The sequence below is a fragment of the Geodermatophilus sp. YIM 151500 genome (assembly GCF_025716945.1).
Lineage (GTDB): Bacteria > Actinomycetota > Actinomycetes > Mycobacteriales > Geodermatophilaceae > YIM-151500.
The window spans coordinates 204,691-231,291 of the sequence record NZ_JAOVZT010000002.1; the positions used below are offsets into that span (position 1 = coordinate 204,691).

Genomic DNA, 26,601 nt, shown 5'->3' on the forward strand with positions numbered 1-26,601 from the left:
GACGGCGCGGGCGCGGTCATCGGGTGCTCCGGGGGCGTCGGGGGGCGGGCCAGGGCGGGGTGGGTGGGACGGCGGCGCCGGCCCGTGCGGGCGCGGCGCCCGGGTCACGGCGCCGGCGGGCGCAGCACCTGACCGGGCAGCAGCAGGTCGGGGTCGGGGCCGATCACGTCGGCATTGGCGGCCCACCAGGCATCGACCGCGGTGAGCACTTCGGCGGCGGTCGGCTCCCGCCCGTTCGACTCCCGCAGCCGGTCGCCGGCGATGTGCCACAGGCAGTCACCGCGGACGACGACGTGCGGACGGTCATCCCCTGCCACATCGACCCGCTGCTGGTCGGGTGCCCCGGGCGTCCGCGCCCCGGGTTCGGTGGACGTGCGCGCCGTCGGTCCCGCGGGCGGCCCCGCCGTCGGTCCGGCGGCCGGTCCTGCTGTCGGTCCGGCGGGCGGCTCGGGGGCCGGCCCGGCCGTCGGCTTGGCTGTCGGTCCGGCTGTCGGTCCGGCGGTCGGCCCCGCCGTCGCGGGGACGGCGGCCGACCAGTCCGGTGGGACCGGTAGCCCACCGGTCGGCTCCGCGGTCGGACCGGCCGGACCGGACCCGGCCGGTTCCGCGGCCGCGATGGGTGGGGGAGCGGCGTGCGCGACCGCCAGGGGACCCGCGACGCCGACGCCGACGCCCAGGGCGAGCGCCGCGGCCGAGCGCGCCCCCGCGGGCAGGACCCGCCGCTGCAGCAGCCGCGCTGCGGATCCGGCGACGCCGGGGAGGGCCGTGGCCGCGGTGACGACCAGGCCGACCGCTCCCCAGCCCCAGGCGAGCCAGGCGACCGGCGCGGCGAGGGCGAGCAGGAGGGCGTCCGGCCCCGCGACGTCGGCTGTGCGCTGCGGCGCGGAGAGCGCCGCCAGCACCTCCGCGGTGCCCGGTGACACGGCGGCGAGCAGCGCAGCGGCGCCGGCCATCGCGATCGTCGCGAGCACCAACCGTGGTGCGGACATGGGCCACCTCCGTCGACTCCGGCGAGAGACGAAAGCACGCAAATGCATGCAAACGCAAGATTTGGCCGCCGTCTACGCTGACCGTGGAGGTGGCCGATGCGGTGGCGGCAGCTGTTCGACGACCTGGAAGCCCAGTGGGAAGCGGTCGAGGTGGCCGCCGAGCGCGGCCAGACGGCCTCGCGGACACGGGCCGAGCACGGGACCGTCCGCCTCGCCGACCGGGTGGCCGGGGCGCTCGGGGAGCACGTGTCGCTGCGGTGCCGCGGCGCCGGGGTGGTCGCCGGGGTGCTCACCGACACCGGCCCGGGCTGGGTGCTGGTCGAGGACGGCCGCGGCCGGGAGACGCTGGTGGCCACCGCCGCTGTCCGCTCGATCACCGATCCGGTGCGGCGTACCGCACCGGCGGGCGATCCGGGACCGGTCCGCCGTCACCTGGACCTGCGCTGGGCCGCCCGCGTGCTCGCCCGGAACCGCAGCCCGGTACGACTGGTGCTCGACGACGGCGCGGTGCTGGACGGCACGGTGGACCGCGTGGGGGCCGACTTCCTCGAGCTGGCCGAGCACCCGCCGGACGAGCCGCGGCGGGCCCGGGCCGTGCGGGCGGTGCACGCGGTGGCGCTGGACGCCGTGGCGGCCGTCGTCCGGGCCGCCGAGCCGACCGACCGGGCCGGTTAGCGGATCAGGAGCGGCGACGCCGCGCCGGAGCCCCGGCGTCCGCGTCCGTCCCCCTGGTGCTCCCGACCGCGGCCGGTGCGTCCGGCTCCGCGGTCGGATCCCCGTCCGCCGCGCGCGCCGTTCCGCCGGGCTCGGGCGGCACCGTGCCGGCACGCGCCTCGGCGTACTTCTGCTGGATGAAGCGCTCGAGCTCGTCCACCTCGACCCGCCACTGACCGCGCCCGCCGATCTGGATGGCGATCAGGTCCTTCCGCCGGACCAGCGCGTACACCTGCGACCACGACACGTTCAGGATCTCCGCGACGTCGTCGAGGGTGAGGAAGCGAGGGGTGGGCATCGGGGGTGGCCTCCGTCCGTCGCGCTCAGTCTGTCAGCCGCTCGGGTGCGCCGTGGCTGTCGTCCACACCCGAACGTGTGGACGGCGTTCGCACGCATCCACCGCCATGACGCATCATGCGCACATCAACGTGCCGGTCCGCGATCGTCCGCGTGTGACGTCGCCGTGCCGACCGGACGGCCACGTCGCGGGGACCGGACGGTCGGAAAGGGGTGTGCGGTGGCGACCGCCGTTGGAGTGCCGGCCCCGGTGCGCCCGTCCGGGCCGCCGCCGAGCCCCGGTCCGCGCCGGGTGCGACCGCCACGCTGGCTGGACCTGCGCCTGGTGATCGGCGTGCTGCTCGTGCTCGGGTCGGTGCTGGTGGGTGCGCGGGTGGTCTCGGCGGCGGACGCGACCGTGCCGGTGTGGGCGGCCGCCGACGACCTGGCGGTGGGGACCGTGCTGACCGCGGACGACCTCGTGGCCGTCGACGTCCGGCTCGACGCGGCGGCCGGCGGCTACCTCTCCGCGGCGTCCCGCCCCGACGGCCGCGCCCTCGCGCGCCCCGTGCGGGCCGGCGAGCTGGTGCCGCGTTCGGCGCTCGACGAGCCGACGTCGCTGGTGCAGCTGGCACTGCCCGTGCAGGCCGGTTTCGTGCCGCCGAGCCTGCGGCGTGGCCAGCTGGTGGACGTCTACGCGGTGGCCGACCCGACCGCGGGGGCGGCCGGAGCCGCCGGCGGGGTCGACCTCGTCGTCGGCGGCGCCCCGGTGCAGGCGGTGTCCGGACGCACCGACGGCGTGCTCGCCACCCCGACGACGACCGTGCAGGTCGTCCTGGCCGTCGCGGCCGACCGGGTGCCCGACGTGCTGGCCGCGGTGGGCGGCCGGCCGCTCGTGGTCGCCGTCCACGAGTCGGTGGACGGCGGAGCCGGGAGCCGCGCTGGCGAGCCGGCCGGTCCGGCCGCCACCGGCGACGGTGGTGCGACCGCGTACCCGGGAGTCCTCTCCGGTGGTGCGCCCACGCCGACGCCGTCCGGGGCCGCTCCTCCGACGTCCGCCGGGACGGCCGCGCCGACGCCGTCCGCGGGGGTCCCAGCGACGGGCAGCGCCGCTGCGGGAACACCGTCGGCGGGGCCGACCGGCTGATGACGCTGCAGGTCTACACCGCGGTCACCGGCGCCACGTGGGAGGCGGGGCTGGTCGCCGCCCTCGACCGATCGGCGCACGGCATCACCGTCGTCCGGCGGTGCGTGGACGTCGCGGAGCTCCTCGCGGCCGCGGCCACCGGGACGGGGCAGGCCGCACTGCTGTCGGCCGAGCTGCGTCGGCTCGACGGTGACGCGGTGACCCGCCTGGAAGCAGCAGGCGTGGCCGTCGTCGGCCTGGTCGAGCCGGGCGACGCGCGGGCCGCCGACCGGTTGCGCGGTCTGGGTGTGGTGCACGTGCTGCCCGCGGACACCGATCCCGCCGCGATCGCGGACGCGCTGCGGGCTGCGGTCGCCGGAGGACCGTCCGCGGGGCGGGACGTCGCCGACCCTCGCGCGGCGCTGCCCGCCGCCGCTCCGCGCCGTCCGGCGGAGGACGCCCCGCCCGGTCGGGGACGGGTGGTCGCGGTGTGGGGACCGGGGGGCGCACCGGGGCGGACGACCGTCGCCGTGGGCCTCGCGGACGAGGCCGCGCGACTCGGCGTCGAGACGCTGCTCGTCGACGGTGATGTCTACGGGGGTGTGGTCGCGCAGGTGCTCGGGCTGCTCGACGAGTCACCCGGCCTGGCGGGTGCGGTGCGGCTGGCCGGCGCCGGTGACCTGGACGCGGCCGCGCTGGCCCGCCTGGCCTGGGCGGTGCGCCCGCAGCTGCGGGTGCTCACGGGCCTGCCGCGAGCCGGTCGCTGGCCGGAGTTGCGGCCGCGGGCGGTCGCCCGGGTGCTCGAGGAGGCCCGCCGGACGACCGACCTGGTGGTCGTCGACTGCTCCGCCCCCGTGGAGGAGGACGAGGAGCTGTCGTTCGACACGGCCGCTCCCCGGCGCAACGGGGTCACGCTGACCGTGCTCGAAGCGGCGGACACCGTGCTGTGCGTGGGCGGCGCCGATCCGGTGGCCCTGCAGCGCACCGTCCGGTCGCTCGGCGAGCTGCGTGACGTGCTGCCGGAGGCCGAGCCCGTGCTCGTGGTCAACCAGCTGCGCCGCGGCCCCGTGCCCGGCGATCCCCGCGCGGAGATCGCCGCGGCGCTCGAGCGGTTCGCCGGGCGGGAGGTGACCCGGTTCCTGCCGGCCGACCGACGGGCGACCGACGCGGCGCTCGCGTCCGGCCGCACGCTCGCCGAGGCGACGCCGGGCTCCCCGCTCCGGACGGCGCTGCGGTCGCTGGCCTCGGACCTGACGGGGATCCGCGCGCCGGCGGCGCGGCGGCGCCGGCCGGCCCGGCGGACCGGCTGACCGCCGTCCACCGGAGCGTGCCGAGCCGCCGACGGGCCGCCCCCGGGCCGCCCCCGGGCCGCCCCCGGGCCGCCGCCGGGCCGCCGTCGCGAGCACGTACGGTGGGCGCCTGGCTCGGGGAGGGACATGGTCGAGCGGCTGAGCAGCCTGGAGGCGTCGTTCCTCTACCTGGAGGACCCCGACACGCCCATGCACGTGGGCGGTGTCCTGGTCCTGGAGAAGCCGCCCGGCGGGTTGGACGCCGTGGCCGCGCTGGTCGGCGCCCGGCTGTCGCTGGTGCCGCGCTATCGGCAGCGGGTCGTGGAGGTTCCCGGCCACCTCGCCAACCCGGTCTGGGTCGACGATCCCGACTTCGACCTCGGCTACCACGTCCGGCGGTCGGCGCTGCCCCGGCCTGGCAGGGAGGACCAGCTCCGGGCACTCGTGTCGCGGCTGTGCTCCCGCCCGCTGGACCGCCGCCGCCCGCTGTGGGAGCTGTACCTCGTCGAGGGCCTGGAAGGCGACCGGGTGGCGGTCGTCACGAAGACCCACCCCGCGCTGGTCGACGGCCTCGGTGCGATCGACCTCGGGCAGGTCCTGCTCGACACGGTGCCCGACGCGCCGCTGCCGGAGCCGGAACCCTGGCGGCCCCGGCGGTCGCCGAAGGCGCCGGAGCTCGTGGTGCAGGCGGTCGGCGAGTACGCGCGACGTCCCTCCACGGTCGTCGATGCCGCCCGGGGGACGTTCGGCGACCTGCGGTCGGCGGCCACCCGCCTGGGCGGGACCTCTCTCGGCCTGCTGCGGACCGTCCGGTCGGCGGTGGTCCCGGCGCCGACCAGCTCGCTGAACGCCTCCGTCGGCCGGCAGCGACGCGTCGCGGTGGCCCGGGCGGACCTCGACGAGCTCAAGGAGGTCCGCACGGCGCTCGACGGCACGGTCAACGACGTCCTGCTGTCGGTGGTCGCCGGAGCGCTGCGCGAGTGGCTGCTCTTCCGCGGCGACCCGGTGCTGGCGTCGACCTCGGTGCGGGCGCTGGTCCCGCTGTCGGTCCAGGGTGAGGACCTCGACCCCGGCAACCGGGTGTCGTCGTACCTGGTCGACCTGCCCGTCGGTGAGCCCAGCGCGCGCCTGCGGCTCACCCGGCTGACCTACGCGATGCGGGGCGTGACGTCGCACGGGCAGGCCGTCGGGGCCGACAGCCTGATCGCCCTCACCGGTTTCGCGCCCCCGACGTTGCACGCCCTCGGCGCGCGGGCCGCGCGCGGGCTCTCCCGGCGGCTGTTCAACGTGGTCGTGACCAACGTGCCGGGGCCCCAGGTGCCGCTGTACGCGGCCGGCGGCCGGATGCTCGAGGTGTTCCCGGTGGTGCCGCTCGCGCGCGGCCAGGGCCTGTCGATCGGCATGACGAGCTACGACGGGCGGGTGTTCTTCGGGTTGAACGCCGACCAGGACCGGCAGGGCGACGTCGACGTGCTGGCCGACCTGCTCGAGCAGGAGGTGGCCGTGCTCCTCGAGGCGGCTCGCTGACCGTCCTCCCGACCGGTGGCCGGCGCCGTTCGGGTTGCGGCGGGCCGACCGGCCGACCGGTCCTCCCGGTGGTGGGGCCATGCGGCGGGTTACCGTCCCTGTCCTGGGCGAACGGAGGGAGCCGGGGTGCGCGTGTACCTGCCCGCCACGACGACGGTGCTGCGCACCCTGGTCGAGCAGGGGCGCCTGCCCGGGCCGCACACCGCCTTCGCGGTCACCGGAGACCTCCGCCGCTTCTACGAGGTGAGCGACGCCGAGGCCGACCTGGAGGAGCTGGAGTACGCGGCGCTGCTCGCCGCCGCCCGGGCGAGCCTCCGCCTGCTCGACGGTGATCCGTTCGCCGCGCCGCGACGCGCCGTGCTCGCGGCCGACGTCCCGGACGTCGCGGTGGAGGAGCTGGGCGAGGACGACGCGGAGCGTGGTGCCGTCCGGGTGCGGGTCGACGTCCCGCTGGCCGACGTGGCCAGCGCGCACATCGACGGCGTCGAGGCCGAGGCGGACGTCCGCGCCGCGGTGGCGGTCGTGCTGGAAGCCGACCTCGGCAGCGACGAGGCCCAGTTCGTCGTCGACCAGGCCGAGGGGCACGAGTTGGCCTGGTACGCCTCGCAGGAGATCGGTCCGGCGCTCGAACTCCTCTGATCCCGCCGGGACCGTCGGGGATCTGCCACGCCGTCCGGCCCCGCGCGCACCCCCTCGCCCATCCGTCACGGCGGCCCCGCCTGCCGGCGCCGCGCCACCTGCACCCGCAGGACCTGGCCGCCGACGGCGAGCCAGCCCGAGCCGGGGCGCACGGGCACCGGCGTCCGGGGCAGCCGCACGCCCAGCAGGTCGGCGTCCCCCGGACCCGGGCAGAGCAGCAGCAGGCTCCGCTGGCGCCGGAGGGCGCTCACCGGTCCCGCGTAGTGGCCGGCCAGGTCAGCGGCGCCCGCGGCCGCCAGGAGGGCGACGCCGGCGGGCTCCCCCGCGGCCGGCAGCGCGCCCAGGGCCGGGACGGCGGCCGGTGCACCCAGGTCGTCCACGACCACGGCGCCCGGTCGGCCCTCGCGGGCCTGCAGCCATGCGGACACCGCCGCGACCTCATCCGGCGCGGCCCACGTGACGGCGTCGCCGGGCCGCGGCGGTCCGCCGGGCCGGACCGCTCCGGATGGCACGCCGCCGTGCCGCGGTCGGCCGACTCGCAGCACGGGGTGGCCGCACGCCGCCAGGTGGACGGTGAAGGCGTCCAGCGCCGTGGTCCGGCCGCTGCCCGGCGGGCCGGCCACCAGCAGGCCGCCGCTGCGCAGCAGGTCCACCCGGAGCACGGAGCCCTCGTCGCCGCCCGGTCCGACCGCCAGCTCCAGCGCCGGCGCGGCTCCGGCGGTGTCCGGCGTCGGGGCCGGCGTGGACGCCGGCGCCGGCGACGGCAGGGTGAGGACCGGGTCGGGCTCGAGCTCGACGATCTTCAACGGTCGGCGCCCGCCGGGGGCGCCGGTGCCCGGCCGGCGTCCTCGCAGCTCGGCGGCTGCCGTTGCCGTCGCCGGTGGCCAGCCGGGACGGGGTCGGGCCAGCTGGCACTCCACCGCGTCCTCGCCGAGCAGCGCGCGACCCGGCGGGCGGTGACCCGGTACGGCGCGCGCCGGGACGCCCGCCACGGCGTAGTCGGCGCGGTCCGGCAGGGGCAGCACCAACCGCCGGGTGACTGCCGCGGCCAGCCGACCACCGGGAACGGCCCGGTCGGCGGTCAGCACGCAGGTGAGCCCGGCGGCTGCACCCTCGCGGACGAGGCGCAGCAGGGCACCCGCCCCACGGGCCGGGTCGCCGTCGTCGAGCAGCGTGCCGGCCGCTTCGGCACCGTCGACCAGCAGGAGCACGAGCGGCTCCCGCACGGTGCGCGGGCCCGCCCTCCGCCGGGCGACCTCCCCGGCGAGCCGGTCGACGAGCCGGACCGTCCGCAGGGCGTCGTCGCCGGCGGTCACCGTGCCGGTGTGCGGCAGCGGGGCGGCCTCGGCCGCCAGGGACCCGCCGCCCATGTCGATGACGTGCACGTGGAGGTCGTCCGGGGGCAGCGACCGGGCCGCCTCGCTGAGGACCGTCCGCAGGAACGTGGTGCGGCCGCTGCGGGGGCCACCGGCCGCCAGCCAGCCGCCGCCCTCGCGCAGGTCGAGGCGGAGCGGCTCCTGCGCCTGGCGCCGAGGCAGGTCGACGAGGCCGACCGACAGCACACCGGCCGCCGACGGCCCACCCGCGGCGCTCTCCGGGCCGCCGCCGGAAGGCATGAGGTCCCCCGGGAAGATCTCGTCGGGCAGCGGTCGCCGCCAGGGCCGGTGGGGGAGCCGCACCGTGCTGGTGGCGGTGTGCCGCCGGATCCCGGCGACGATCGCGGCCAGGTCGCTCGGCTGCTCCGGACCGCCCGGCCGAGGGGCGGCCGCAGCCCCGGCCGGCCACTGCCAGCGGACGGCCTGGGGACCGGCCGTCCCCTCCCGCGGTGGCTGTGCCGCGACGTGGGCGATCTGGAGGAGGACGGGGGCCGCGCCGCCCGACCGGACGTATGCCCGCCCCGGCACGTCGACGGGCAGGTGCGCGGCCGCGGGTACGGCGAGCACGTCGCGTGAGTCGCTCTCGTCCGTGGTGCGCAGGCAGATGCGCAGCGTGGAGTTGGCCTTGATCTCGGGGGAGACGACGCCGCCGGGCCGTTGGGTGGCCAGGACCAGGTGCACCCCCAGCGAGCGGCCCCGCTGCGCGATGCCGACCAGCCCGGGCACGAAGGCGGGCAGCTCCTCGACCAGCGTGGCGAACTCGTCGACCACGATGACCAGCCGGGCGAGGTCGACGTCGTCCGGAAGGGCGGCGAGGTCGGTGACGCCGGCCGCGGCGAGCACCTCCTCGCGCCGCACCAGCTCCGCGGTCAGCGAGCTCAGCGCGCGGGCGGTGGAGGCGCCGTCCAGATCGGTGAGCAGGCCCACCGTGTGCGGCAGGTGCGCCGCCTCGCCGAAGGCGGCACCGCCTTTGTAGTCGACGAGCAGGAAGGAGCAGCGGTCGGGCGGGTGGGCGAGCGCCCACCCGGCGATCAGCGTTCGCAGCAGCTCGGACTTGCCGGACCCGGTCGTGCCGGCCACGAGGGCGTGCGGGCCCTGCCGGCACAGGTCGAGGGCGTGCGGCCCGCCGGCCGACCACCCGAGCGGGGCGACGAGCCGGTCACGGGCGCGGGACCAGGAGCCGGTGACCCCGCCGCCCGCGGCGAGCCGCAGCCCGGTCGACGGGACGTCGAGCAGCCGCGTCCGCCGGGGGAGCGTGCCGGCCGCGGGCGGGCTGGTGAGGGGCGCGAGGTGGCGCGCCACGTCGGCCGCCACGTCCGGGGCCAGGCGGTCGACCACCACCCCGCCGTTGTCCGGCGCGCCCCGGCGGACGAGCACGGCCTCGTCGCCGGTCTCACCGGTCAACCGCAGGACCGCATCGGGTGAGAAGGGGAGCCCGGCGCCGCCGGCGGCCGACGTGAGGACGACGACCCCGGCGTCCCGGGCGCCGAGCAGGCACGCGGCGAGCGGCGCGCCGATCGGTCGGTCGACGATGACGACGAGGTGGCTCCCGCCCACCGTCGTGCCGCTCGGGCCGGAGCCCGTGGTCCCGCCGGCCCGGGCGGCGGCCACCGCGGCGGTGAGGCGCTGCAGGACGGCGTCGTCGTCCGCCGCGTCCACGACCTCGGTCGGCCGGACCCGGACGGCGGCCCGCGGCAGGTGCGGCAGCCACCGGGCCCACCGCCAGTCGGCTACGCGGCCGGGCTCGAGGAGGAGCAGCAGCGTGACGCCGTCCGGCGGGTGCAGCACGGCCACCTGGACCACGACCGCGCGGAGGACACCGAGCGCGCGCTCCCGCGGCCCGGTGACCGCGAGCCCACCGGTGGCCCGCAGGTCGACCACGACCGGGAGGTGGTCGGCACGCGCGGGCGCCGGAGGGGCGTCCGGATCGCGGCGGAGGACGCGCGTGCGGCCCGGGCCGGTGCCCACCCGGATCACGAGCGCGTCGGCGTCGCCGGGTCGGCGAACCCACAGCGGCGTCGTCCGTCGCCGGGCCGCCGTGGCGAGGGTGGCCAGGTCCGGGTGCGCGGCCTCGGCCAGCCGCACGTCGGCGGCGACGGCCTCCGCCAGGCGCTGCTCCGCGGCGGCTCGGTCGGCGGCGTGGTCGGCGGCGGCGCGGCGCCCGCTGCGCCGGCCGGACCAGCGGTCGGACCACCAGGTGCCGAGGGCGACCAGCGGGCCGAGCAGGGCGAAGAACAGGAAGGTGGGGGTGCGCAGCAGCACGGACAGCGCCACTCCGCCGACGGCCGGCAGGGCCACCCCCACCCACGCGAGCCGCCGGGGCGGGACGGGCGACGGCGGTCGTGGAAAGGTGACCTCCGTCTCCACCGGGGGGACGGGCAGCCGCGTGGGAGCCCGGACCCGGGCCCGCCCGCCGGCAGCGATCTCGTGGGTGAGCGGTGTCCCGGTGGGGCCGGCGACGGTCAGGGCGCTGCGGCCCAGCCGGAGGACGGCACCGGCCGGCCAGGCCGTGCCGCCCGCCAGGACGCGCCCGTCGAGCCGACTCCCGTTGGTGGAGCCGAGGTCGGCCACGGTGATGCTCCCGCCGCCGACCCGGACCTCGGCGTGCCGACGCGAGACGTCCGGATCCGCCAACTGCACCGCGGCGCCGGCGCCGCGGCCGACGACGTGTCGTCCGCGAGGGAGCGGGACGGCGATCCCGGCGTCCGGTCCGCCGACGACGCGCAGCTCGAGGGCGCTCCCGCTGCCGCGGGACGGCCCGATCGGCACGTCGGGTCCGATCCGATCACCGCCCGGGCGGCGCGGCCCGGGCCGGTCGACGCCGAGGACGGCGCCGTGACGGAGCGCCTCGTGGGTCAACGGGACATCGTCCGCGAGCCTGCTCGAGCCCGCCCACAGGGCCTCGACCGGGACACCGAGGTCGCGGCGCAGCGCACGGAGGGCATCGCACACGGCGTCGCTGTCGTCGGCGAGCAGCTCCACGTCGACGGCGCCTTCCCGCCCGTGCAGCGTCCAGCAGCGGCTGCCCCGCGCGGCGGGCGGTGGCTGCCCGTCGTCCCTCTGCGAGGGGACGCCAAGGGGGGCGGGCGGCGGAGTGGTCACGACGCGATCCTCGTCGGCCGCGGGCTCCGCCCGGGCCGGTCGGCGCCGGGCTGTGGACGGCGAGCGTGCCTGTGGACAGGCGCCCCGGGCGCCGCCGGGGACCGCCTAGCGTGCGCTCCGACCGGGAGGGACCCGGACGCGAGGAGGACCCGTGAAGGTCGACATCTCCACCCTGCAGTCGATGGCCGGGCAGTGCCGGGCCGAGGCGTCCGACACGACGGCGCGGCACGCCACGCTGTCGGGCAGCATCAACGCCTCCGTGCTCGAGGGCTGGACCGACAGCCAGGCGGCGGTGCAGTTCAGCCAGCTGTACGAGCAGTGGCGGTTGGCCGCCCTCGGTGTCAGCGAAGCGCTGACCGGGATGGGCGGGCTGCTCGACAGCGTCGCGGCCTCCTACCAGCAGCACGAGTCGGACATGGCTGCGCGCATCGGCTCGATGATCTGATCCGAGGGAGCGGCCGGGCCGGCGGCCGTAGGATCACTGGCCGTCCAGTCGGGGCGTCGACGCTCGACGGCGGGCGGCGGCACCGGACCGGCCGGCTGCCAGCCCGGTGCCGGTGCCCTGCCTCGTGCAGTCGTCGAGCCCCGGGGGCGGAATCGTGCAGTTCGGTCGCTACTACGAGGAGTTCGAGGTCGGCGCGGTCTACAAGCACTGGCCCGGCAAGACCGTCACCGAGTACGACGACCACCTGTTCTGCCTGTTGACGATGAACCACCACCCGCTGCACCTGGACGCCCACTACGCCCAGGAGACCACCGACTTCGGCCGGAACGTGGTGGTCGGCAACTACGTCTACTCGTTGCTCCTCGGGATGAGCGTGCCCGACGTGTCGGGCAAGGCCATCGCCAACCTCGAGATTGAGTCGCTGCGGCACGTCGCGCCGACGTTCCACGGCGACACCATCTACGGCGAGACCACCGTGCTCGACAAGACCGAGTCCCGGTCGAGGGACGACCGTGGCGTCGTCCACGTCAAGACCATCGGCTACAAGCAGGACGGCACCGTCGTCTGCGTCTTCCGGCGCAAGGTGATGGTGCCCAAGCGGTCCTACGGGGAGGCGCGTGGCGGCGAGCAACCCGGGCGCCCGGAGCCCGTCGCGCGCTGACGGGCTGCGGCTGTGCGGCCCGGGTGCGACGGCGCGGCCCGCGACCGCTCCGGACCTCCGGTGCGGCCAGGTGGGCGGGACGCCTCGTCGGGTGGCGGTCCTGTCCGGTCGCCCGCCGGTGGTCAGTGCGGGAGGACCCCCCAGCCCCGCAGCGTCTCCACCAGGTCGGGTGTGCACGGGAGCCGGGCGATCGTCGCGGCGTCGGCGAACAGGACGGCGTCCGCGTCGTCCCCGGCAACGGGGGTGGCCGCGGGGGCGACCATCTCGCAGCGCAGATCGGTGACCTCGTACACCAGCCGGCCGGAGGGGATGCGCACGCGGCCCACCGGGGCTCCCGCGCGCACCTCCAGCCCCGTCTCCTCGCGGACCTCCCGCTCGACCGCCTGCGCCGCGGACTCGCCGGCCTCGACCCGGCCACCGGGCAGCGACCACAGACCCCGGCTGGGCTCGTGCGCCCGGCGGATCAGCAGCAACCGTCCCTGCCGGTCGTGCACGACCGCGCCGACGCACGGCACCGTCGACGGGTCGCCGGCCGCCGCCGGCCGGGGCGCGCTCGTCCCCGGCGGGTCGCCGGCCGTCCCTGGCGAGGGCGCGGCCGTCCCTGGTGTCGCCGCGGCCGTCCCCGGCGGGCGGCCGGCGCTGCGCGGCGGGGGCGCGGCCCACGGCGCCGGCTCCGGCTCCGGTTCCGGCTCCCCGGGGGGCGGGGTGGTCGGCATGCGCGGCAGGCTACGTCCGCGGCACCGGCCGCCACGCCGCACCTGCGCCGCGCCGCCGCCCGGTCGCTCCGCGCTTGACGTTTCCCCCCGCCCCCAGGACGGTGGTGCCCGATGAGCGTCTCGCCGATCTGTCCCCGCTGCGGTGAGCGGCTGGTCGTCCGTCCGGGGTCGACGGCGCAGGCGTGGTGCCACACGCACGGGGCGGTGACGCCCCTGCACTACACGACCCTGCTCGCGCACGACGCGATCGCCGCCGTCACCACCGACGCGCGCGTGCCGGCGTGGGTACCCGACCCCATGGCGGCCGGGTGGTCGGTCACCGGGCTGGCCTGGGGTGGGGAGCCATCGGCGCGCGCCATCGTGGTCGACTGCGCCGGGCCGGCTCCCCTCGGCGGCGCGGCGGAGCTGGTCCTCGTCGCCGAGGAGCCCGGGATGGGGGTGGGCTGCGGCTATGCGGGGCTGCCCGGCCCCGATCCGGGTGACGTCATCTCCGGTCCTTCGTTCGCCGACGTCAAGGCCGCCGGCCAGCACGCGCCGCTGTGGGCCGTACCCACGGACGACGGGCGTGCGGCCTTCGTGGGGGAGGCCTACGGGGTCTGGTTGTGGCTGGTCATGTGGCCGGCGTCGGCCGCCTGGTTGCTGGCCGAGCAGCTCGAACTGCTGGACCTGCGAGACCGGCTCTACCCCGATCTGCCGCTCGGCCCGCCGAGCGAGCACCTGCTGCCCGGACGTTGACGCGTACGGTCGTGGACGCGCGCCTGCCTCGGCGCGTCGGGGTCGTGACGCCTGGTGCCTGTGTTACGCATGGGGTGGAGCCGCCGTCGCGTGCCGGCTCCGTCCGTGCCGGTCGGGTGGCCCCGGTCCGGTTGCCGCGGTGCTCCGGAGGTGAGGATGAGGAAGGTCATCGCCTGGTTGGCCCTCGCCTTCGTCGTGTTCTACGTGATCCAGGCGCCGGAGTCGTCCGCGGACCTCGTCCGCAGCACCGGACACGCCCTCGGCGACGCCGCATCACGGCTGGCCACCTTCTTCGCGTCGCTGGGCTGACCCCGCCGTGACCGGGCCACCCCCGGCGCAGCCGCTGCCGCAGGGTCGGACACCGCGGTGGAGCAAGGACGCGGCGAAGTACCTCCTCGACGACGAGGACGCCGTGATCGCGACCCGCCGGCACTGGGCCGTGCTGCTCGAGCCCACCGCGAAGGCCCTGCCGCTGTTGGCCGCCGGCGGGTGGCTGCTCGTGCTCGACCCGCAGAACCGGGTGAGCAGCTCCCTCGGGCTGCTGGTCCTCGTCAGCGTCCTCGTGTACTGGGGACTGCGGGTGGGCGAGTGGTACATGCGCCACTTCATCGTCAGCCGGCGCCGGGTCCTCCTCACCTCCGGCGTCATCGTGCGCACGGTGACGCTCCTACCGCTGCGCCGCGTCACCGACCTGACCTGGAAGGAGACCTTCCTCGGGCAGATCCTCGGATACGGCACCTTCCGCTTCGAGTCCGCCGGCCAGCAGCACGCCCTGTCCGAGATCACCTACCTGCCGGATGCCGACGCCCTGTACAAGCAGGTCAGCCGGCTGCTGTTCAGCAGCGACCTCGTGGCCCCCGCCAACACCGGGGACGACGAGGGCAACCCCGAGCTCCCGCCCCGGCGCCCGCCCCCCGGCCAGCCCGGACCACGCGACACCGAGCCGTTCACCCGGCCGCCCTCCCCGCCCTGAGGCACGTCCGCCCCACGCTCGGCCTGCCGACGGGTGGCTGCGACCGCCCCACGCTCGGCCTGCCGACGGGTGGCTGCGACCGCCGTGCGGCAGGCTGACCGCGATGCTCATCGACCTGCACACCCACTCGTCGGTCTCCGACGGCACCGAGACGCCGACCGAGTTGCTGACGAGCGCCCGGGACGCGGGGGTGGACGTGGTCGCACTGACCGACCACGACACGACCGAGGGCTGGGCCGAGGCCGAGCGGTCGCGTCCCCCCGGGCTCACGGTCATCCCCGGCATGGAACTGTCCTGCCGCTGGTTTCCCGACGACCAGCCGCCGATCAGCGTGCACCTGCTGGCCTACCTGTTCGACCCGGGCCATCCCGACCTGGCCGCCGAGCTCGACCGGCTGCGCAGCGAGCGGCTGGGCCGCGGCGAGCGCATCGTCGCGAACCTGGCCGCCGACGGCTATCCGCTCGACTGGGAGGAGATCGCGGCCGGGTGCGCCGCCGGCGTCGTCGGCCGGCCCCACGTGGCCCGAGCGCTGGTCCGGGCCGGGGTGGTCGGGTCGGTCGACGAGGCGTTCGCCACGCTGCTGAACCACCGCAGCCCCTACTACGTCGCGAAGCGCGACACCGCCGTGCTCGACGGCATCCGGCTGGTCCGCGCCGCCGGCGGCGTGCCGGTGTTCGCGCACGGCCTGGCCCGCCGCCGCGGCCGCGTGCTCGACGACGGGGCCGTCGCTGCGATGGCCGGGGCGGGGCTGGTCGGCCTCGAGGCCGACCACCCCGACCACGAGCCCGACGACTCGGCGCACCTGCGGTGCCTGGCCGCCGACCTCGGCCTGCTCACCACCGGGTCCAGCGACTACCACGGCACCAACAAGGCCACGCCGATCGCCGCCTGCACGACCGAGCCCGACCAGCTCGACGCCCTCCTCGCGGCCGGCACCGGCAGCGCGCCGTACCGGGATTGAAGCCGGGAACCGTCGGTCCCGGCGCTACCGTGGCGGCATGGTCGGGACGTCAAGCTCGCGGGGCCTCCGGTGAGCGCCCAGCTCGAGATGCCCGGCATGCCGCGCCGGCTGTTTCCCGCCACGCCCAGCAAGCTCGCCACCTTCGCCGACTGCCCGCGGCGCTACCGGTTCGCTTACCTCGACCGGCCGCAGCCGCCGAAGGGGCCGGCGTGGGCGCACAACTCCGTCGGGGCAGCCGTGCACGCTGCCCTGCGCGCCTGGTGGGACCTGCCGGTCGAGCGCCGCACCCCGGCCGCGGCCCGCCAGCTGCTGCACGCGGCCTGGTCGACGCACGGCTTCCGCGACGAGGAGCAGGCCGCGCGGTGGCGGGTCCGGGCGGCGGGCTGGCTCACCGAGTACGTCGCCGGCCTCGACCCGGCCGACGAGCCGGCCGGCACCGAGCGCACCGTCGGGACGACGACCGGGCGCCTGGCGCTGTCGGGGCGGGTCGACCGCATCGACCGGCGCGGCGACGAACTGGTCGTCGTCGACTACAAGACGGGTCGCTCGGTCTGCACCGACGACGAGGCCCGCGGGTCGCCCGCGCTGGCCGCGTACGTGCTCGGCGTCCGTCGGACCCTGCGCCGCCCGTGCCGCCGCGTCGAGCTGCACCACCTGCCCAGCGGCACGGTGGCCGCCTTCGAGCACACCGAGCGGTCGCTGGCCAACCACGTCCGCCGTGCCGAGGACATCGCGGAGGACATCGAGCGGGCGACCGCGGCGATGGCCGGTGGCGAGGACCGCGACACCGCCTTCCCGGCGCTGCCCGGCGCGCAGTGCGCCTGGTGCGACTTCCGGCCCAGCTGCCCCACCGGCCAGGCCGCCTGCCCGCCACGGGAGACGTGGAGCTTCCTCGCCGAGGAGGAGTAGCGGCACCGGAGCGGCCGCTCAGGCGCCGAGCCCGACCTCCCGGACGGCGACCCGGGCCATGCCGGCCCGGACGGCGGGTGACCAGCGGACGCGCTCCGGCACCGCCAGCGCCGCGGTCCGCAGCGCACGCAGCGCGACCGGCGCCGCCGCGTCGGTCAGCGCGAGGCCGGGCATCGCGAACATCTTCCGCGCCCAGGCCGGCAGCAGCGCGAACGCCAGTGCCGCCAGGCTGCCCCACGCGGGCCGGGCCGGCGTGAGCACCTGCACCCACCCGGGCATCGGCGGCAGGAAGAGCCGGCGCACGCCCTCGACCGCGTCCGGTGTCGCGGCCAGCGACGGGCGGATCCGCGCGAAGTAGTCGTCGAGCTCGGCCACCGTCCGCGGGACGGTCGACAGCGGCACCCCGACCAGCCCGGCGGCGGCCACCTGCTCGCGCACGTACGCGTCGGCGTCCGCATCGTTCAGCGGCACGCCGGCCCGCCGGGCCGTGGTCAGCAGCGACTCGACCTCGCAGTTGTGCACCCACAGCAGCAGGTCCGGGTCGTCGACCCGGTAGGCGCGGCCGCTGGTGCCCTCGACACCGGAGAGCTGCCGGTGCAGCCCCCGCACCCGGGCGGCCGTGCGCCGGGCCTCGGTGCGGGTGCCGAACGTGAGCGTCTCGACGTACTCGCCGGTGCGGGTCATCCGCATCCACCACTCGTCGCGGAAGCCGGTGGAGTTGCGTGCCACGCCGTCCATCGCGACGGGGTGCAGCGCCTGCAGCATCAGCGCTCGCATCCCGCCGACGTGGTAGGCGGGGTCGGCGTGGACGCGCCAGGTCACGCTGTCCGGGCCGAAGAACCCCAGCCGGTCCTCCTCGGGGGTCCAGTCGTCCGGCGAGGGCAACGGCTCCAGCAGCGGCCGGCTCACGGCCGCACCGCCGTGCCACCGGCGGGGCGGCCGGCCGGGACCGCGGACCAGAAGTCGAGCAGCACCTCCAGCGTGCGGCGCGGGTTCTCGACCGCGGGTGAGTGGATCGCCCCCGGGATCACCTCGTGCCGGGCACCCAGCCGCCGCGCCATGTCCGCCTGAACCGCCGGCGGCCACGCGTCGTCGGCCACGCCGTGGGCGACGAGCAGGGGCACGCCGGTCCTGGCCAGTTCCGCCGTCCGGTCGGGCTCGGCCAGCAATGCGTCGGCCATGCCGCGCAGACCGGCGGCGTTGTTGCGCAGGAACCGTTGCGTGAGGAAGGCGCGGGTCGGCTCGGGGACCGCCTGCGCCCGCGGGTCGGTCATCGCCAGCTGGTCGAGCGTGTCGCTGACCAACCGCACCCCGCCGGCCTCCAGCAAGGGGGCCAGGTGGTCGAGCAATTCGGCCCGGTGGCCACCGAGGGCTCCGGGACCCGATCCGAGCAGGGTGAACGACGCGGCGACCGACGGGTCGGCGAGCACCGTGGCGCGGCCGACGATCCCGCCGAAGCTGTGCCCGACCAGGTGCACCGGGCCGCCGGTCTCCGTCAGCAGCGACCGCGCCACGGACTCGATGTCCGCACCGAGCTCGGCGACGGAGTAGGCGGCCGGGTCGTCAGGACCCGGCGACTCGTACTGCCCGCGCATGTCGACGGCCACCGTCCGGTAGCCGGCCTCGGCCAGCGGGGCCAGCAGCGGTGCGAAGTCCTCCTTCGAGCCGGTGTAGCCGGCCACCAGCAGCACGGTGCCGTGCTCGGCGGGGCCGCTGGTGTCGAGGGCGGCCAGCGGGCCGGCGCGGCCGGGGAGGCTGCGCGGCCGCGCATCGTGCGCGGCGAGCTGGCGCAGGTCGGTGGGGGCGACGGCGAGCGGGACGGCGGCGTCCGGGCCGCCGGGGAGCACCATGGCCCCCAGTCAACCTCGCGCTCGGCGTCCGCGCCGCCGCCGACCCCGTCCGGACGCCCACCGCGAGCGGGCGAGCGCCCTGACGGCCTCGCTGCGGGGTCCCGCCGCGAGCCGGCGAGCGGCGCGGCAGGGGTTCTCCGTGCGGTCCTCGCTCAGCGGTAGCCGAGCACCCGGTCGGTCAGCCGGTAGACGACGACGGGCCCCACCACCGACGTCCGCCCCCCGTCGGGCAGGTCGTCGACCGCGAGCCGCTCGACCTCCTCACCGGTGGCCACGTCGCGGCGGACGAAGCCGCCCTCCTCGGGCACGAGCACGGTCGCCGCCCCGGGCACCGCCTCGGCCACCTCGCGCACCGAGGGCAGCCCCCGCGCGGGCCCCTGCCAGCGCACCGCGCCGGTGGCCTCCTCGAGCACGAACAGCCTGCCGCGCGCCCACACCAGCGCGAGGTCGGCGATGCCGGCCTGCTGCAGCGCCTCGGTGGCCGGGTCGGCACCGGCGGCGGGCAGCGGCACCGTCCGCAGCAGCGTGCCGTCGACCCCGGCGTGCACCAGCAACGAGTCGCCGACCACCAGGTCGACCACTCGGTCGTTGCCGGCCAGCCGGACCGGTGCGCCCGGGTCGGCCGGCACGTCGCGGGTCCAGATCGGCGACCCGTCGAAACCGTTGAGCAGCCGCAGCTGCGGCTCGGGGGCACCCGGGCAGCGCTGCAGGACGGCGACGCCGGTGCTGCCGACGTCGGCGTCGAGCAGCCGGCACCCCTCCGGCGGCTGGTACCGCCAGCGGAGCGTGTTGCCGGTGGGGTCGAGCGTGACCACGCCGGTCGGGCTCTCCGCCAGCACGATGCTGTCGGTGCTGGCCAGCTCGGCGTCGGGGCGGAGGTCCACGTTGCGCGTCCAGACCCGCTCGCCGGTCTCGGCGTCCAGGGCGATCGCCTCGTCGCAGCGGTCGGCACCGCGGAAGACGGCCACGACGACGCCGTCCACGGCCGTCAGGTCGCACAGGCGGGCGTTCCCGCGCACGTAGTGCCACGCCTCCTCGCCGGTGACGCCGTCGCGGGCGGTGATCCCGCGCGCAGAGCCGAGCAGGACCCGGCCGCGCTCGACCACGCGCCGGGGTACGTGCGCACCGGACGTCGACCAGGCGGTGTCGAGTTCTCCGGAGGGACCGGCGTCCGGGACGTCCGCGGGGGCGGACGTCGTGCTGTCGACGGCCGCGACGTCCGAGGTCTGCCACAGCAGGGTGCCGGCCAGCAGCAGCGCAGCGGTCGCCGCCGTCCAGACCCAGATCCGCAGCGGCGGGCGCATCGTCGGCCACCTCCCGGGGGGTGCCCCGTGCGGGGGAGTGAGGGCGGGCGGTCCCGCCGCGAGCGTGACGGGCTGGAGCGGCCCCCTGCCGGGTCCCGCCGCGAGCCTGGTGACGGGCTGGAGCGGCCCCCTGCAGGGTCCCGCCGCGAGCCTGGTGACGGGCTGGAGCGGCCCCCTGCAGGGTCCCGCCGCGAGCTTGCGAGTGGCGGGGGGCAGGGGGTCCTTCTTTCAGGCGGCGGACTCGGATCCGCCGTCGCCGCCGCGGTTGGCGCCACCGCGCCGCCGACGACGGCGGCGCGGCTTGCCGCCGCCCTCGCCGGCTCCGGTGGGCCGGCCGCTGCCGGCACCGTCGTCGGCGCCCTCCACATCGGCGGGCGCAGACCCGCTGTCGGCTGCGGCTCCGGCGGTCCGGCGGGTGCGGCGCCGCGGCCGGCTCTTGCCGCCGCCCGCGGGACCTTCGTCGTCCCGGTCGGGCCCCCGACCGCCGGGGCGGCTGCGCTTGCCGGTCTCGCCCAGGTCCTCCACGGCCTCGGCGTCGAGGCCCGCGCGGGTGCGCTGGGCGCGCGGCAGCCGACCGGTCGCCCCCTCGGGCACGTCCAGGTCGGCGTAGACCCACGGCGAGGTGGAGTAGGTCTCGGCCGGCTCGTCGAAGTCGAGGCCGAGCGCCTTGTTGATCAGCTGCCAGCGGGGGATGTCGTCCCAGTCGACCAGCGTGACCGCGACCCCGGTCTGCCCCGCCCGTCCGGTGCGGCCGATCCGGTGCACGTAGGTCTTCTCGTCCTCGGGGCACTGGTAGTTGACCACGTGGCTGACGCCGGTGACGTCGATGCCGCGCGCGGCCACGTCGGTGGCCACGAGCACGTCCACCTTGCCGCTGCGGAAGGCGCGCAGCGCCTGCTCGCGGGCGCCCTGGCCCAGGTCGCCGTGCACGGCGGCCGCCGCGAAGCCGCGCTCGACCAGCTCGTCGGCCACCTTCTGCGCGGTGCGCTTGGTGCGGCAGAAGACCATCACCAGGCCGCGACCGCGCGCCTGCAGCACGCGGGACAGCAGCTCGGGCTTGTCCAGGTTGTGCGCCCGGTAGACGAACTGCGTGGTCTGCGGGACGGTCGAGCCCTCGTCGTTGCCGTGCGCGCGGATGTGCGTCGGCTGGCTCATGAACTGGCGGGCCAGGTTGACGATCGGGCCGGGCATCGTGGCCGAGAACAGCATGGTCTGCCGGCGGTCGGGCACCATGCCGAGGATCCGCTCGATGTCGGGAAGGAAGCCCAGGTCGAGCATCTCGTCGGCCTCGTCGAGCACGAGGACGCCGATCTTGCCGAGGATCAGGTGGCCCTGCTGGGCCAGGTCGAGCAGCCGGCCGGGCGTGCCGACGACGACGTCGACTCCCTGCTGCAGCGCCTGGACCTGCGGCTCGTACGCGCGGCCGCCGTAGATGGACTGCACCCGCACGCCGCGCTTGGACGCGGCGGCGGACAGGTCGCGGGCGACCTGCACGCACAACTCCCGGGTCGGGACGACGACCAGCGCCTGCGGGACCCCGTCGGCGCCCTCGGCCGGGGGGACGACGCGCTGCAGCAGCGGGACGCCGAAGCCGAGGGTCTTGCCGGTGCCGGTGCGGGCCTGCCCGATCAGGTCGTGGCCGTTGAGCGCGAGCGGGAGCGTGAGCTCCTGGATCGCGAAGGTGCGGGTGATGCCCACCTCGGCCAGCGCGGCGACGACGTCGGGGTGGATGTCGAAATCGCTGAACAGCGGGCTGGTTTCCTCGACCGGTGCGCCGCCGAGGGCCTCGACGGTCTGCACGAGCTGCTCGGGGTCGGGGGCGCCGGTCTCGGCGTGGTCGATCGCCGGGTTGTTGCCGATCGCGGGGGTGTCGCCGGTCGCCGGGGTGTTCCCGCTCGCGGGGGTGTCGTCGATCGCGGGGGTGTTGTCGATGGAGGTCAGTGCTCTCGCCTCTGGTTCGCCGGGGACGGGCGCCGGCGTGGGGTGCCGCGCCGGAGCCGCGTCTCGATCTGGTCGCGGGATGGAGTTCCAGCGCCGACTCGGCCAGCGGACCGGGCGTGCTGCCCGTGGGACAGCCCTCGCGGGGCTCTCGGTCACCTGCCCTGACGGGCGGCGTCCGGCGAGGAGTCAGCGCGCAGATACCAGCAAGCCGAACGGCTCGCCGATTCCCATGCTAACCCGCGCAGCCGATAGCCTCGGCCCGCCGCACCGCAGGACGCCGCGGGCGCCACCCGTCCGGGGGACCGCGCCGCCGTCCGCGGGGGCGGCGACCCGCCACCGCTGACCCGCCGTTCCGAACCCGCCGTCCGCGGGCGCCGTCCCCGCCGACGCTAGGAGCTGCCGTGACCTCGGTCGACACCCGCGCCGTCGTCGACCTCCTGGGCGCGCTCGCTTACGCGGAGCTCACCGCGTTCGACCGGCTGGCCGAGGACGCCCGCCTGGCCCCGACGCTTGCCGGCCGGGCCGCCCTGGCCCGCATGGCGGCCGCGGAGATCGGTCACCACGACCGGCTGGCCCAGCGGCTGACCGAACTCGGGACCGAGCCCGCCACGGCGATGGCCCCGTTCACCGCAGCGCTCGACGCCTTCCACGAGCAGACCCGGCCCGGCAACTGGCTGGAGGGGTTGGTCAAGGCGTACGTCGGCGACGGGCTGGCCACCGACTTCTACCGCGAGGTCGCCGCCTTCCTGCCGGATCCCGACCGCGACCTGGTGCTCGAGGTGCTGGCCGACACCGGGCACGCGGAGTTCGCCGTCCGCGAGGTGCGGGCCGCCATCGCCGCCGACCGCACGGTCGCCGGCCGGCTGTCGCTGTGGGCGCGGCGGCTGGTGGGGGAGGCGATCACGCAGTCGCAGGCGGTCATCGCCGAGCACGACCAGCTGGCGCTGCTGCTGACCGCGGGCACCGGCAACCTGGCGGGGGTGGCCCGGCTGATCGAGCGGCTCACCGCCGCCCACACCGAGCGGATGCGCGTGCTGGGCCTGCGGGGATGAGCGTCGGCCGCTCCCGGTCAGCGCAGGCCGTTCGCCGGCCGGGACGGCGCCACCACACGCCGCGCCGCCCGCGCGAGGAGGGACGGCTCGGGGTTCCAGACGTCCGCCTCCTCCGGGTCCCACGCGTACGTGGGGACCGGTCCGGACCAGTCGTGGAGCCGGTCGAGCCGGGGCACGATGACGCCGACGTCGAGCGGTGGCCGAGGCGGTGCTCGGCTCTGACGTAGCGGCTCAGGTCGTCACCAGGGGATAGCGGTCGGGGAGCACCCGCGAGCAGCCGACCGACTCGACGGGCACGGGTCCCGACCGGACGGGCCCGCCGGACGACGAACGGGGCGCCCCCGCCCGCTGGAGGGGACGCCCCGGCAAGGACCCCGGTGCCTCTCGCACGCTCGGCGCGGAGCCCTGCACCGGGGCCGGTTGAGCGCGTCAGGCCCCGGCGATGAAGCCCACCCGTCGCTGGTCGGCCTGGGCGATCTCGACGTAGGCGATGCGGTCGACGGGGACGACCACCCGCCGGCCGCGCTCGTCGACGAGGGTCAGCAGCCCGTCCTTCGAGCTGGACATGGCCTTCGACACCTCCTCGGCGATCTCGTCGGGTGTCTTGGGGCTGTCGATGACCAGCTCCCTGGGGGAGTGCTGGACGCCGATCTTGACTTCCACTGGGGCGATGCCTCCTCGGTTCGCGGCTGCCTCCCACGCTAGTGCAGCGGCCGAGCGGCCACCGCGCCGTTCGGGTGCGCCGTCAGCGAACGGACGGCGCCTTCGGGGAATTGCGCCTCAGGAGGACGCGGCCGGGCCCGGGTCGACGGCGGGCGCCGCCGCGGCCCGCGACTCGGCGTCCTCGAGCCGCGGGAAGCCGGAGATGCCGCGCCAGGCCAGCGACGACATCAGCGACACCGCTTCGTCGCGGGAGACGGTGCCCTTGCGGGGCAGCCACCAGCGCGCGCTCGTCTCGGCCAGCCCGGTCAGCCCCGAGGCCAGCAGCAGGGCGCGTTCGGCGTCGGCGCCGGTGTCGGCGGCGATCACCTCGGCGATCGCCTCGACGCACACCCGCGTTCCCCGGTCGACGGTCGCCCGGACGTCGCCGTCGTTGCGCAGGTCGGACTCGAAGACCAGGCGGAAGGCCTCGCCCTCGGCGTCGATGAAGTCGAAGTAGGCGCGGACGGCGGCGTCGACCCGGGCGCGGTTGTCGTCGATGCCCGACATCGCGTCGCCGACCCGCTCGGCCAGCACGCCGACGTGCTCCTCGAGCAGCGCCAGGTACAGCTCCCGCTTGCCGGGGAAGTGCTGGTACAGCACCGGCTTGCTGACCCCGGCCCGGACGGCGATGTCGTCCATCGCGGCGGCGTGGAAGCCCTGCGCGACGAAGACGTCCTGCGCGGCCCGCAACAGCTGCAGCCGGCGCGCGTTCCGCGGTAGGCGGGCGGTGCGGCGAGCGGGCGCAGCGGCGCGGGGTGGTTGCATGGCCAGACGAGGTTACCGGCGGGTCGCCCGCCCCGCCCGGGCCCGGACCGCCGATTACCGTCGCGGTGATGCCCGACGACGTCCCGCCTCCTCCGACCCCGCGCCCGGCCGTGCCGTCCCGGGCTGTCCTGCCGGCGGTCGCCGGCGTCCGACCGCCGTGGCCGGGGGAGCGGGTGCACCTGCCCGGCGGCCAGCTCTTCCTCCGGCGCACCCCCTGGTCCGGGCCCGTCGACGGGCCCCGGGACGGCGCGCCGCGGGAGCGCGCGCTGTACGTCCACGGCCTGGGCGGGGCCTCGACGAACTGGACCGACCTGGCGGCGCTGCTCGCCGTCCGCTTCGACGGCTGGGCGGTGGACCTGCCCGGCTTCGGCCGGTCGCAGCCCCCGGCGCGGGGCGGCTACAGCGTGCGGGGTCACGGCCGGGCGGTCGTCGACGTCCTCGAGCACGTCCGGGACCTGCCGGGGCCCGGCGCCGGGCGGCCGGTGCACGTCCTGGGCAACTCCCTCGGGGGCCTGGTCAGCCTGCTCGTCGCCGCCCGCCGCCCCGACCTGGTCGCCTCGCTGACGCTGATCTCCCCGGCCATGCCGGTCTACCGGGTGCCGCAGGCGTTCAGCCGGGCGCTGCTGCTGCTGTTCCTCCCCGGCATCCCGACGCTGGCCGAGCGGCGGTTGGCCGGCATCGCTCCGGAGCAGCACGTGCGCAACATGATCCGGATGTGCTTCGGCGACCCGTCGCGCATCCCGCCGGAGCGCCTCGCGGAGGCCGTCGAGGAGATGCGCGAGCGCGGCGAGCAGCCGTGGGCCGACCGGGCGCTGACGCGCAGCATGCGGGGCCTGCTGGCCAGCTACCTGAAGGTGGGCGGGGCCAACGCCTGGCGGCTGGCCCGGCGGTTGCGCCCGCCCACCCTGGTGGTGTGGGGCGGGCGTGACCGGCTCGTCGACCCCCGGCTGGCCCCCCGCCTCGCGGCCGTCGTCCCGGACGCCCGGCTCCTGGAGCTGCCCGACGTCGGGCACGTCGCCCAGCTGGAGACGCCGGAGCCGGTGGCCCGGGCCGTGCTCGGACTCGCCGAGGAGCTCGACCCGCCGGTGACCGCCGCCGCCGAGGTCTCCTGACCCCCGCGACCGGCGACGCGCCGGTGGTGCGGAAGGTTCCCGCCGTGTCGCACCGCCGCACGCCCGCCTCTGGCCGAGGCAGCGTGAGAGGCTGCACCACCGGGGGCAGGCGCCACCGCGCCGCGCCCGTCCGGTCGAGCGGGGCCCGGACCGACGACGACGGCAGGGGAGCGGACGTGGGGGGACGTCGCCTCGACGAGCGACCGGACGTCCGGCGGACGCCCGGGCGGACCGCGCCACCGCCGTCCGTCCGTCCCGCCGCCTCCGCCCGGCCCGGTGCCGTCGCCTCCGCCCGGCCCGCTGCCGCCGGGCGGCCGGTGCCAACCGGCCGTCCTCCCGTGCCGCCCCGACCCGACGCCACGGCCCGCCCGGCTCCGGCGGTCCGGCCCGCCGTCCCCCCGCGGCCTGCCGGCGCCGCCTACCCCTCCCGATCCGGCGTCGGCCTCCGGCCCGGCCTCGCGCGGCCCGACGCCCCGTCGCCCCTCACCGCGGGACCTCCGGGCGGACCGCCCGCCGCGAGCCCGCCGGTGGGGCCCGGGCGGCGACCGGCCGGCCCGCTCGTGGCCGACCCGGACGTGGACCGGCACAGGAGGCGGTCGGCGCCGCAGCCGGCGGGGCGGGTGCGGCGCTTCGTGCGGCGCTACGGCTGGCGCGCCTACGCCGTCCCGATCCTGGCCGTCGCGACGATCGGCACGCTCGCCGATCTCGCCCTCGACGCGCCGGCGTCGTCCCGGACGGACGCGGCCGCCGTCGTCGGTGCCGCGACGCCGTCGGTCGGGGTGCTGCCCCCCGTGGAGGAGGACGCGCCGCCCCCTGCCGAGGCCGACGCCGGGCCGACCGAGGAGGCGGCCCCCGGTCCCGCGGAGGGGTACGTCGAGCGGGGCGCCGGGTCGGTCACCGTCGTCGACGGCACCTCGCCGGTCTACGGAACCGGCCCGCTGCAGCGCTTCGTCGTCGAGACCGAGGACGGCATCGAGGTCGACGGCGCGGCGTTCGCGGGGGCCGTGGAGGCGACCCTCGGCGACCCGCGGTCGTGGGGTGCCGGCGGGCGGATGTCCTTCCAGCGCGTCGGCGCGGCCGAGGCCGCCGGCGGTGCGTACGAGTTCCGGGTCAGCTTGATCAGCCCCGGCAGCATGGAGACCTACTGCCCCGGCGTCGGCACCGGCGGCTACACCTCGTGCCGCTACGGGGAACGCGCCGTCATCAACCTGGCCCGCTGGGCCACCGCCGTGCCGCACTACGACGGCGACGTCGCCACCTACCGGCAGTACGTCGTGAACCACGAGGTCGGGCACGCGCTCGGCAACGGCCACGAGGACTGCCCCGGCCCGGGTCAGCCCGCGCCGGTGATGCAGCAGCAGACGCTGGGCCTCGACGGCTGCACCCGCAACGCCTGGCCGTACCCATAGCCGGCCTCCGACCTCCGGCCTCCGACCT

At 77.2% G+C, this 26,601-nt stretch carries 25 protein-coding genes; 15 read left to right on the forward strand and 10 right to left on the reverse strand.

The annotated features are described in order from the left end of the window. Positions 1-104: 104 nt before the first annotated feature. Positions 105-989 (reverse strand): hypothetical protein, encoded by an 885-nt coding sequence (locus OF117_RS04545; protein WP_263551615.1) that lies wholly within the window; start codon positions 987-989, stop codon positions 105-107. Between the two features lie 96 nt (positions 990-1,085). Here OF117_RS04545 and OF117_RS04550 point away from each other — a divergent pair, with 96 nt between their 5' ends. After that, positions 1,086-1,664: a hypothetical protein gene (locus tag OF117_RS04550; protein ID WP_263551616.1), complete on the forward strand. Its 579-nt coding sequence runs from the start codon at positions 1,086-1,088 to the stop codon at positions 1,662-1,664. 4 nt (positions 1,665-1,668) lie between these two features. On the opposite strand, the gene OF117_RS04555 is transcribed toward OF117_RS04550, so the two are convergent. Further along, entirely contained in the window at positions 1,669-2,001 is a 333-nt protein-coding gene (locus tag OF117_RS04555) for a helix-turn-helix domain-containing protein (protein WP_263551617.1), read from the reverse strand. Between the two features lie 291 nt (positions 2,002-2,292). Here OF117_RS04555 and OF117_RS04560 point away from each other — a divergent pair, with 291 nt between their 5' ends. From OF117_RS04560 to OF117_RS04575, 4 genes are all read left to right on the forward strand, one after another. Next, positions 2,293-3,126 carry an SAF domain-containing protein gene (locus OF117_RS04560; RefSeq protein ID WP_263551618.1) on the forward strand — a complete coding sequence of 278 codons (834 nt, stop codon included), beginning with the start codon at positions 2,293-2,295 and terminating at the stop codon, positions 3,124-3,126. Beyond that, entirely contained in the window at positions 3,126-4,415 is a 1,290-nt protein-coding gene (locus OF117_RS04565) for a CpaE family protein (protein WP_263551619.1), read from the forward strand. The genes OF117_RS04560 and OF117_RS04565 overlap by 1 nt, the downstream gene beginning before the upstream one ends. 126 nt (positions 4,416-4,541) lie before the next feature. After that, positions 4,542-5,921: a WS/DGAT/MGAT family O-acyltransferase gene (locus tag OF117_RS04570; protein WP_263551620.1), complete on the forward strand. Its 1,380-nt coding sequence runs from the start codon at positions 4,542-4,544 to the stop codon at positions 5,919-5,921. 126 nt (positions 5,922-6,047) lie between these two features. Continuing rightward, a complete protein-coding gene (locus OF117_RS04575; RefSeq protein ID WP_263551621.1) occupies positions 6,048-6,560 on the forward strand; it encodes a DUF6912 family protein in 513 nt (170 codons plus the stop codon). 65 nt (positions 6,561-6,625) lie between these two features. Here OF117_RS04575 and OF117_RS04580 read toward each other — a convergent pair whose 3' ends face one another. After that, entirely contained in the window at positions 6,626-11,038 is a 4,413-nt protein-coding gene (locus OF117_RS04580) for an FtsK/SpoIIIE domain-containing protein (RefSeq protein ID WP_263551622.1), read from the reverse strand. Between the two features lie 151 nt (positions 11,039-11,189). Between OF117_RS04580 and OF117_RS04585 the strand changes: the two genes are divergently transcribed. Both OF117_RS04585 and OF117_RS04590 read left to right on the forward strand, forming a co-directional pair. Next, on the forward strand, positions 11,190-11,483 hold the full coding sequence (locus OF117_RS04585) for a WXG100 family type VII secretion target (protein WP_263551623.1): 294 nt from the start codon (positions 11,190-11,192) through the stop codon (positions 11,481-11,483). A gap of 154 nt (positions 11,484-11,637) precedes the next feature. Further along, positions 11,638-12,144, forward strand: a complete 507-nt coding sequence (locus OF117_RS04590) for a MaoC family dehydratase (protein ID WP_263551624.1) — start codon at positions 11,638-11,640, stop codon at positions 12,142-12,144. Between the two features lie 122 nt (positions 12,145-12,266). Here OF117_RS04590 and OF117_RS04595 read toward each other — a convergent pair whose 3' ends face one another. After that, positions 12,267-12,860 carry an NUDIX hydrolase gene (locus tag OF117_RS04595; RefSeq protein ID WP_263551625.1) on the reverse strand — a complete coding sequence of 198 codons (594 nt, stop codon included), beginning with the start codon at positions 12,858-12,860 and terminating at the stop codon, positions 12,267-12,269. 111 nt (positions 12,861-12,971) lie between these two features. On the opposite strand from OF117_RS04595, the gene OF117_RS04600 reads away from it, so the two are divergent. From OF117_RS04600 to OF117_RS04620, 5 genes are all read left to right on the forward strand, one after another. Beyond that, entirely contained in the window at positions 12,972-13,595 is a 624-nt protein-coding gene (locus tag OF117_RS04600) for a DUF6758 family protein (protein WP_263551626.1), read from the forward strand. A gap of 156 nt (positions 13,596-13,751) precedes the next feature. Then, on the forward strand, positions 13,752-13,904 hold the full coding sequence (locus OF117_RS04605; RefSeq protein ID WP_263551627.1) for a hypothetical protein: 153 nt from the start codon (positions 13,752-13,754) through the stop codon (positions 13,902-13,904). 7 nt (positions 13,905-13,911) lie between these two features. Further along, the gene (locus OF117_RS04610; protein ID WP_263551628.1) at positions 13,912-14,568 is read left to right on the forward strand and encodes a PH domain-containing protein; all 657 of its coding nucleotides are present in this window, start codon (positions 13,912-13,914) and stop codon (positions 14,566-14,568) included. Positions 14,569-14,671: 103 nt separating this feature from the next. Then, a complete protein-coding gene (locus OF117_RS04615) occupies positions 14,672-15,529 on the forward strand; it encodes a PHP domain-containing protein (RefSeq protein WP_263551629.1) in 858 nt (285 codons plus the stop codon). A 69-nt stretch (positions 15,530-15,598) separates the two neighbouring features. Beyond that, positions 15,599-16,438, forward strand: coding sequence for a RecB family exonuclease (locus OF117_RS04620; protein ID WP_263551630.1), 840 nt, complete (start codon positions 15,599-15,601; stop codon positions 16,436-16,438). An 18-nt stretch (positions 16,439-16,456) separates the two neighbouring features. Here the strand turns inward: OF117_RS04620 and OF117_RS04625 are convergent, their stop codons facing one another. The 4 genes from OF117_RS04625 to OF117_RS04640 form a co-directional block, all read right to left on the reverse strand. Continuing rightward, entirely contained in the window at positions 16,457-17,347 is an 891-nt protein-coding gene (locus OF117_RS04625) for an oxygenase MpaB family protein (RefSeq protein WP_263551631.1), read from the reverse strand. Beyond that, a complete protein-coding gene (locus tag OF117_RS04630) occupies positions 17,344-18,288 on the reverse strand; it encodes an alpha/beta fold hydrolase (protein WP_263551632.1) in 945 nt (314 codons plus the stop codon). Before OF117_RS04630 ends, OF117_RS04625 begins: the two co-directional genes overlap by 4 nt. A 152-nt stretch (positions 18,289-18,440) precedes the next feature. Next, positions 18,441-19,592, reverse strand: coding sequence for a PQQ-binding-like beta-propeller repeat protein (locus OF117_RS04635; RefSeq protein ID WP_263551633.1), 1,152 nt, complete (start codon positions 19,590-19,592; stop codon positions 18,441-18,443). A gap of 228 nt (positions 19,593-19,820) precedes the next feature. Beyond that, on the reverse strand, positions 19,821-21,689 hold the full coding sequence (locus OF117_RS04640) for a DEAD/DEAH box helicase (protein WP_263551634.1): 1,869 nt from the start codon (positions 21,687-21,689) through the stop codon (positions 19,821-19,823). A 245-nt stretch (positions 21,690-21,934) separates the two neighbouring features. On the opposite strand from OF117_RS04640, the gene OF117_RS04645 reads away from it, so the two are divergent. After that, on the forward strand, positions 21,935-22,585 hold the full coding sequence (locus OF117_RS04645; RefSeq protein ID WP_263551635.1) for a ferritin-like domain-containing protein: 651 nt from the start codon (positions 21,935-21,937) through the stop codon (positions 22,583-22,585). Between the two features lie 429 nt (positions 22,586-23,014). Here OF117_RS04645 and OF117_RS04650 read toward each other — a convergent pair whose 3' ends face one another. Beyond that, positions 23,015-23,248 carry a DUF3107 domain-containing protein gene (locus OF117_RS04650; protein ID WP_263551636.1) on the reverse strand — a complete coding sequence of 78 codons (234 nt, stop codon included), beginning with the start codon at positions 23,246-23,248 and terminating at the stop codon, positions 23,015-23,017. A 117-nt stretch (positions 23,249-23,365) separates the two neighbouring features. Beyond that, entirely contained in the window at positions 23,366-24,052 is a 687-nt protein-coding gene (locus OF117_RS04655) for a TetR/AcrR family transcriptional regulator (protein WP_263551637.1), read from the reverse strand. Between the two features lie 68 nt (positions 24,053-24,120). Between OF117_RS04655 and OF117_RS04660 the strand changes: the two genes are divergently transcribed. After that, entirely contained in the window at positions 24,121-25,164 is a 1,044-nt protein-coding gene (locus tag OF117_RS04660) for an alpha/beta fold hydrolase (protein ID WP_263551638.1), read from the forward strand. A gap of 620 nt (positions 25,165-25,784) precedes the next feature. Further along, positions 25,785-26,573, forward strand: a complete 789-nt coding sequence (locus OF117_RS04665) for a DUF3152 domain-containing protein (protein ID WP_263551639.1) — start codon at positions 25,785-25,787, stop codon at positions 26,571-26,573. Positions 26,574-26,601: the final 28 nt, after the last annotated feature.

Coding starts and splice junctions, on each gene's coding strand:
- OF117_RS04545 (WP_263551615.1), bottom strand. CDS start 989: ATGTCCGCACCACGGTTGGTGCTCGCGACGATCGCGATGGCCGGCGCC.
- OF117_RS04550 (WP_263551616.1), top strand. CDS start 1,086: ATGCGGTGGCGGCAGCTGTTCGACGACCTGGAAGCCCAGTGGGAAGCG.
- OF117_RS04555 (WP_263551617.1), bottom strand. CDS start 2,001: ATGCCCACCCCTCGCTTCCTCACCCTCGACGACGTCGCGGAGATCCTG.
- OF117_RS04565 (WP_263551619.1), top strand. CDS start 3,126: ATGACGCTGCAGGTCTACACCGCGGTCACCGGCGCCACGTGGGAGGCG.
- OF117_RS04570 (WP_263551620.1), top strand. CDS start 4,542: ATGGTCGAGCGGCTGAGCAGCCTGGAGGCGTCGTTCCTCTACCTGGAG.
- OF117_RS04595 (WP_263551625.1), bottom strand. CDS start 12,860: ATGCCGACCACCCCGCCCCCCGGGGAGCCGGAACCGGAGCCGGAGCCG.
- OF117_RS04600 (WP_263551626.1), top strand. CDS start 12,972: ATGAGCGTCTCGCCGATCTGTCCCCGCTGCGGTGAGCGGCTGGTCGTC.
- OF117_RS04605 (WP_263551627.1), top strand. CDS start 13,752: ATGAGGAAGGTCATCGCCTGGTTGGCCCTCGCCTTCGTCGTGTTCTAC.
- OF117_RS04615 (WP_263551629.1), top strand. CDS start 14,672: ATGCTCATCGACCTGCACACCCACTCGTCGGTCTCCGACGGCACCGAG.
- OF117_RS04630 (WP_263551632.1), bottom strand. CDS start 18,288: ATGGTGCTCCCCGGCGGCCCGGACGCCGCCGTCCCGCTCGCCGTCGCC.
- OF117_RS04635 (WP_263551633.1), bottom strand. CDS start 19,592: ATGCGCCCGCCGCTGCGGATCTGGGTCTGGACGGCGGCGACCGCTGCG.
- OF117_RS04655 (WP_263551637.1), bottom strand. CDS start 24,052: ATGCAACCACCCCGCGCCGCTGCGCCCGCTCGCCGCACCGCCCGCCTA.
- OF117_RS04660 (WP_263551638.1), top strand. CDS start 24,121: ATGCCCGACGACGTCCCGCCTCCTCCGACCCCGCGCCCGGCCGTGCCG.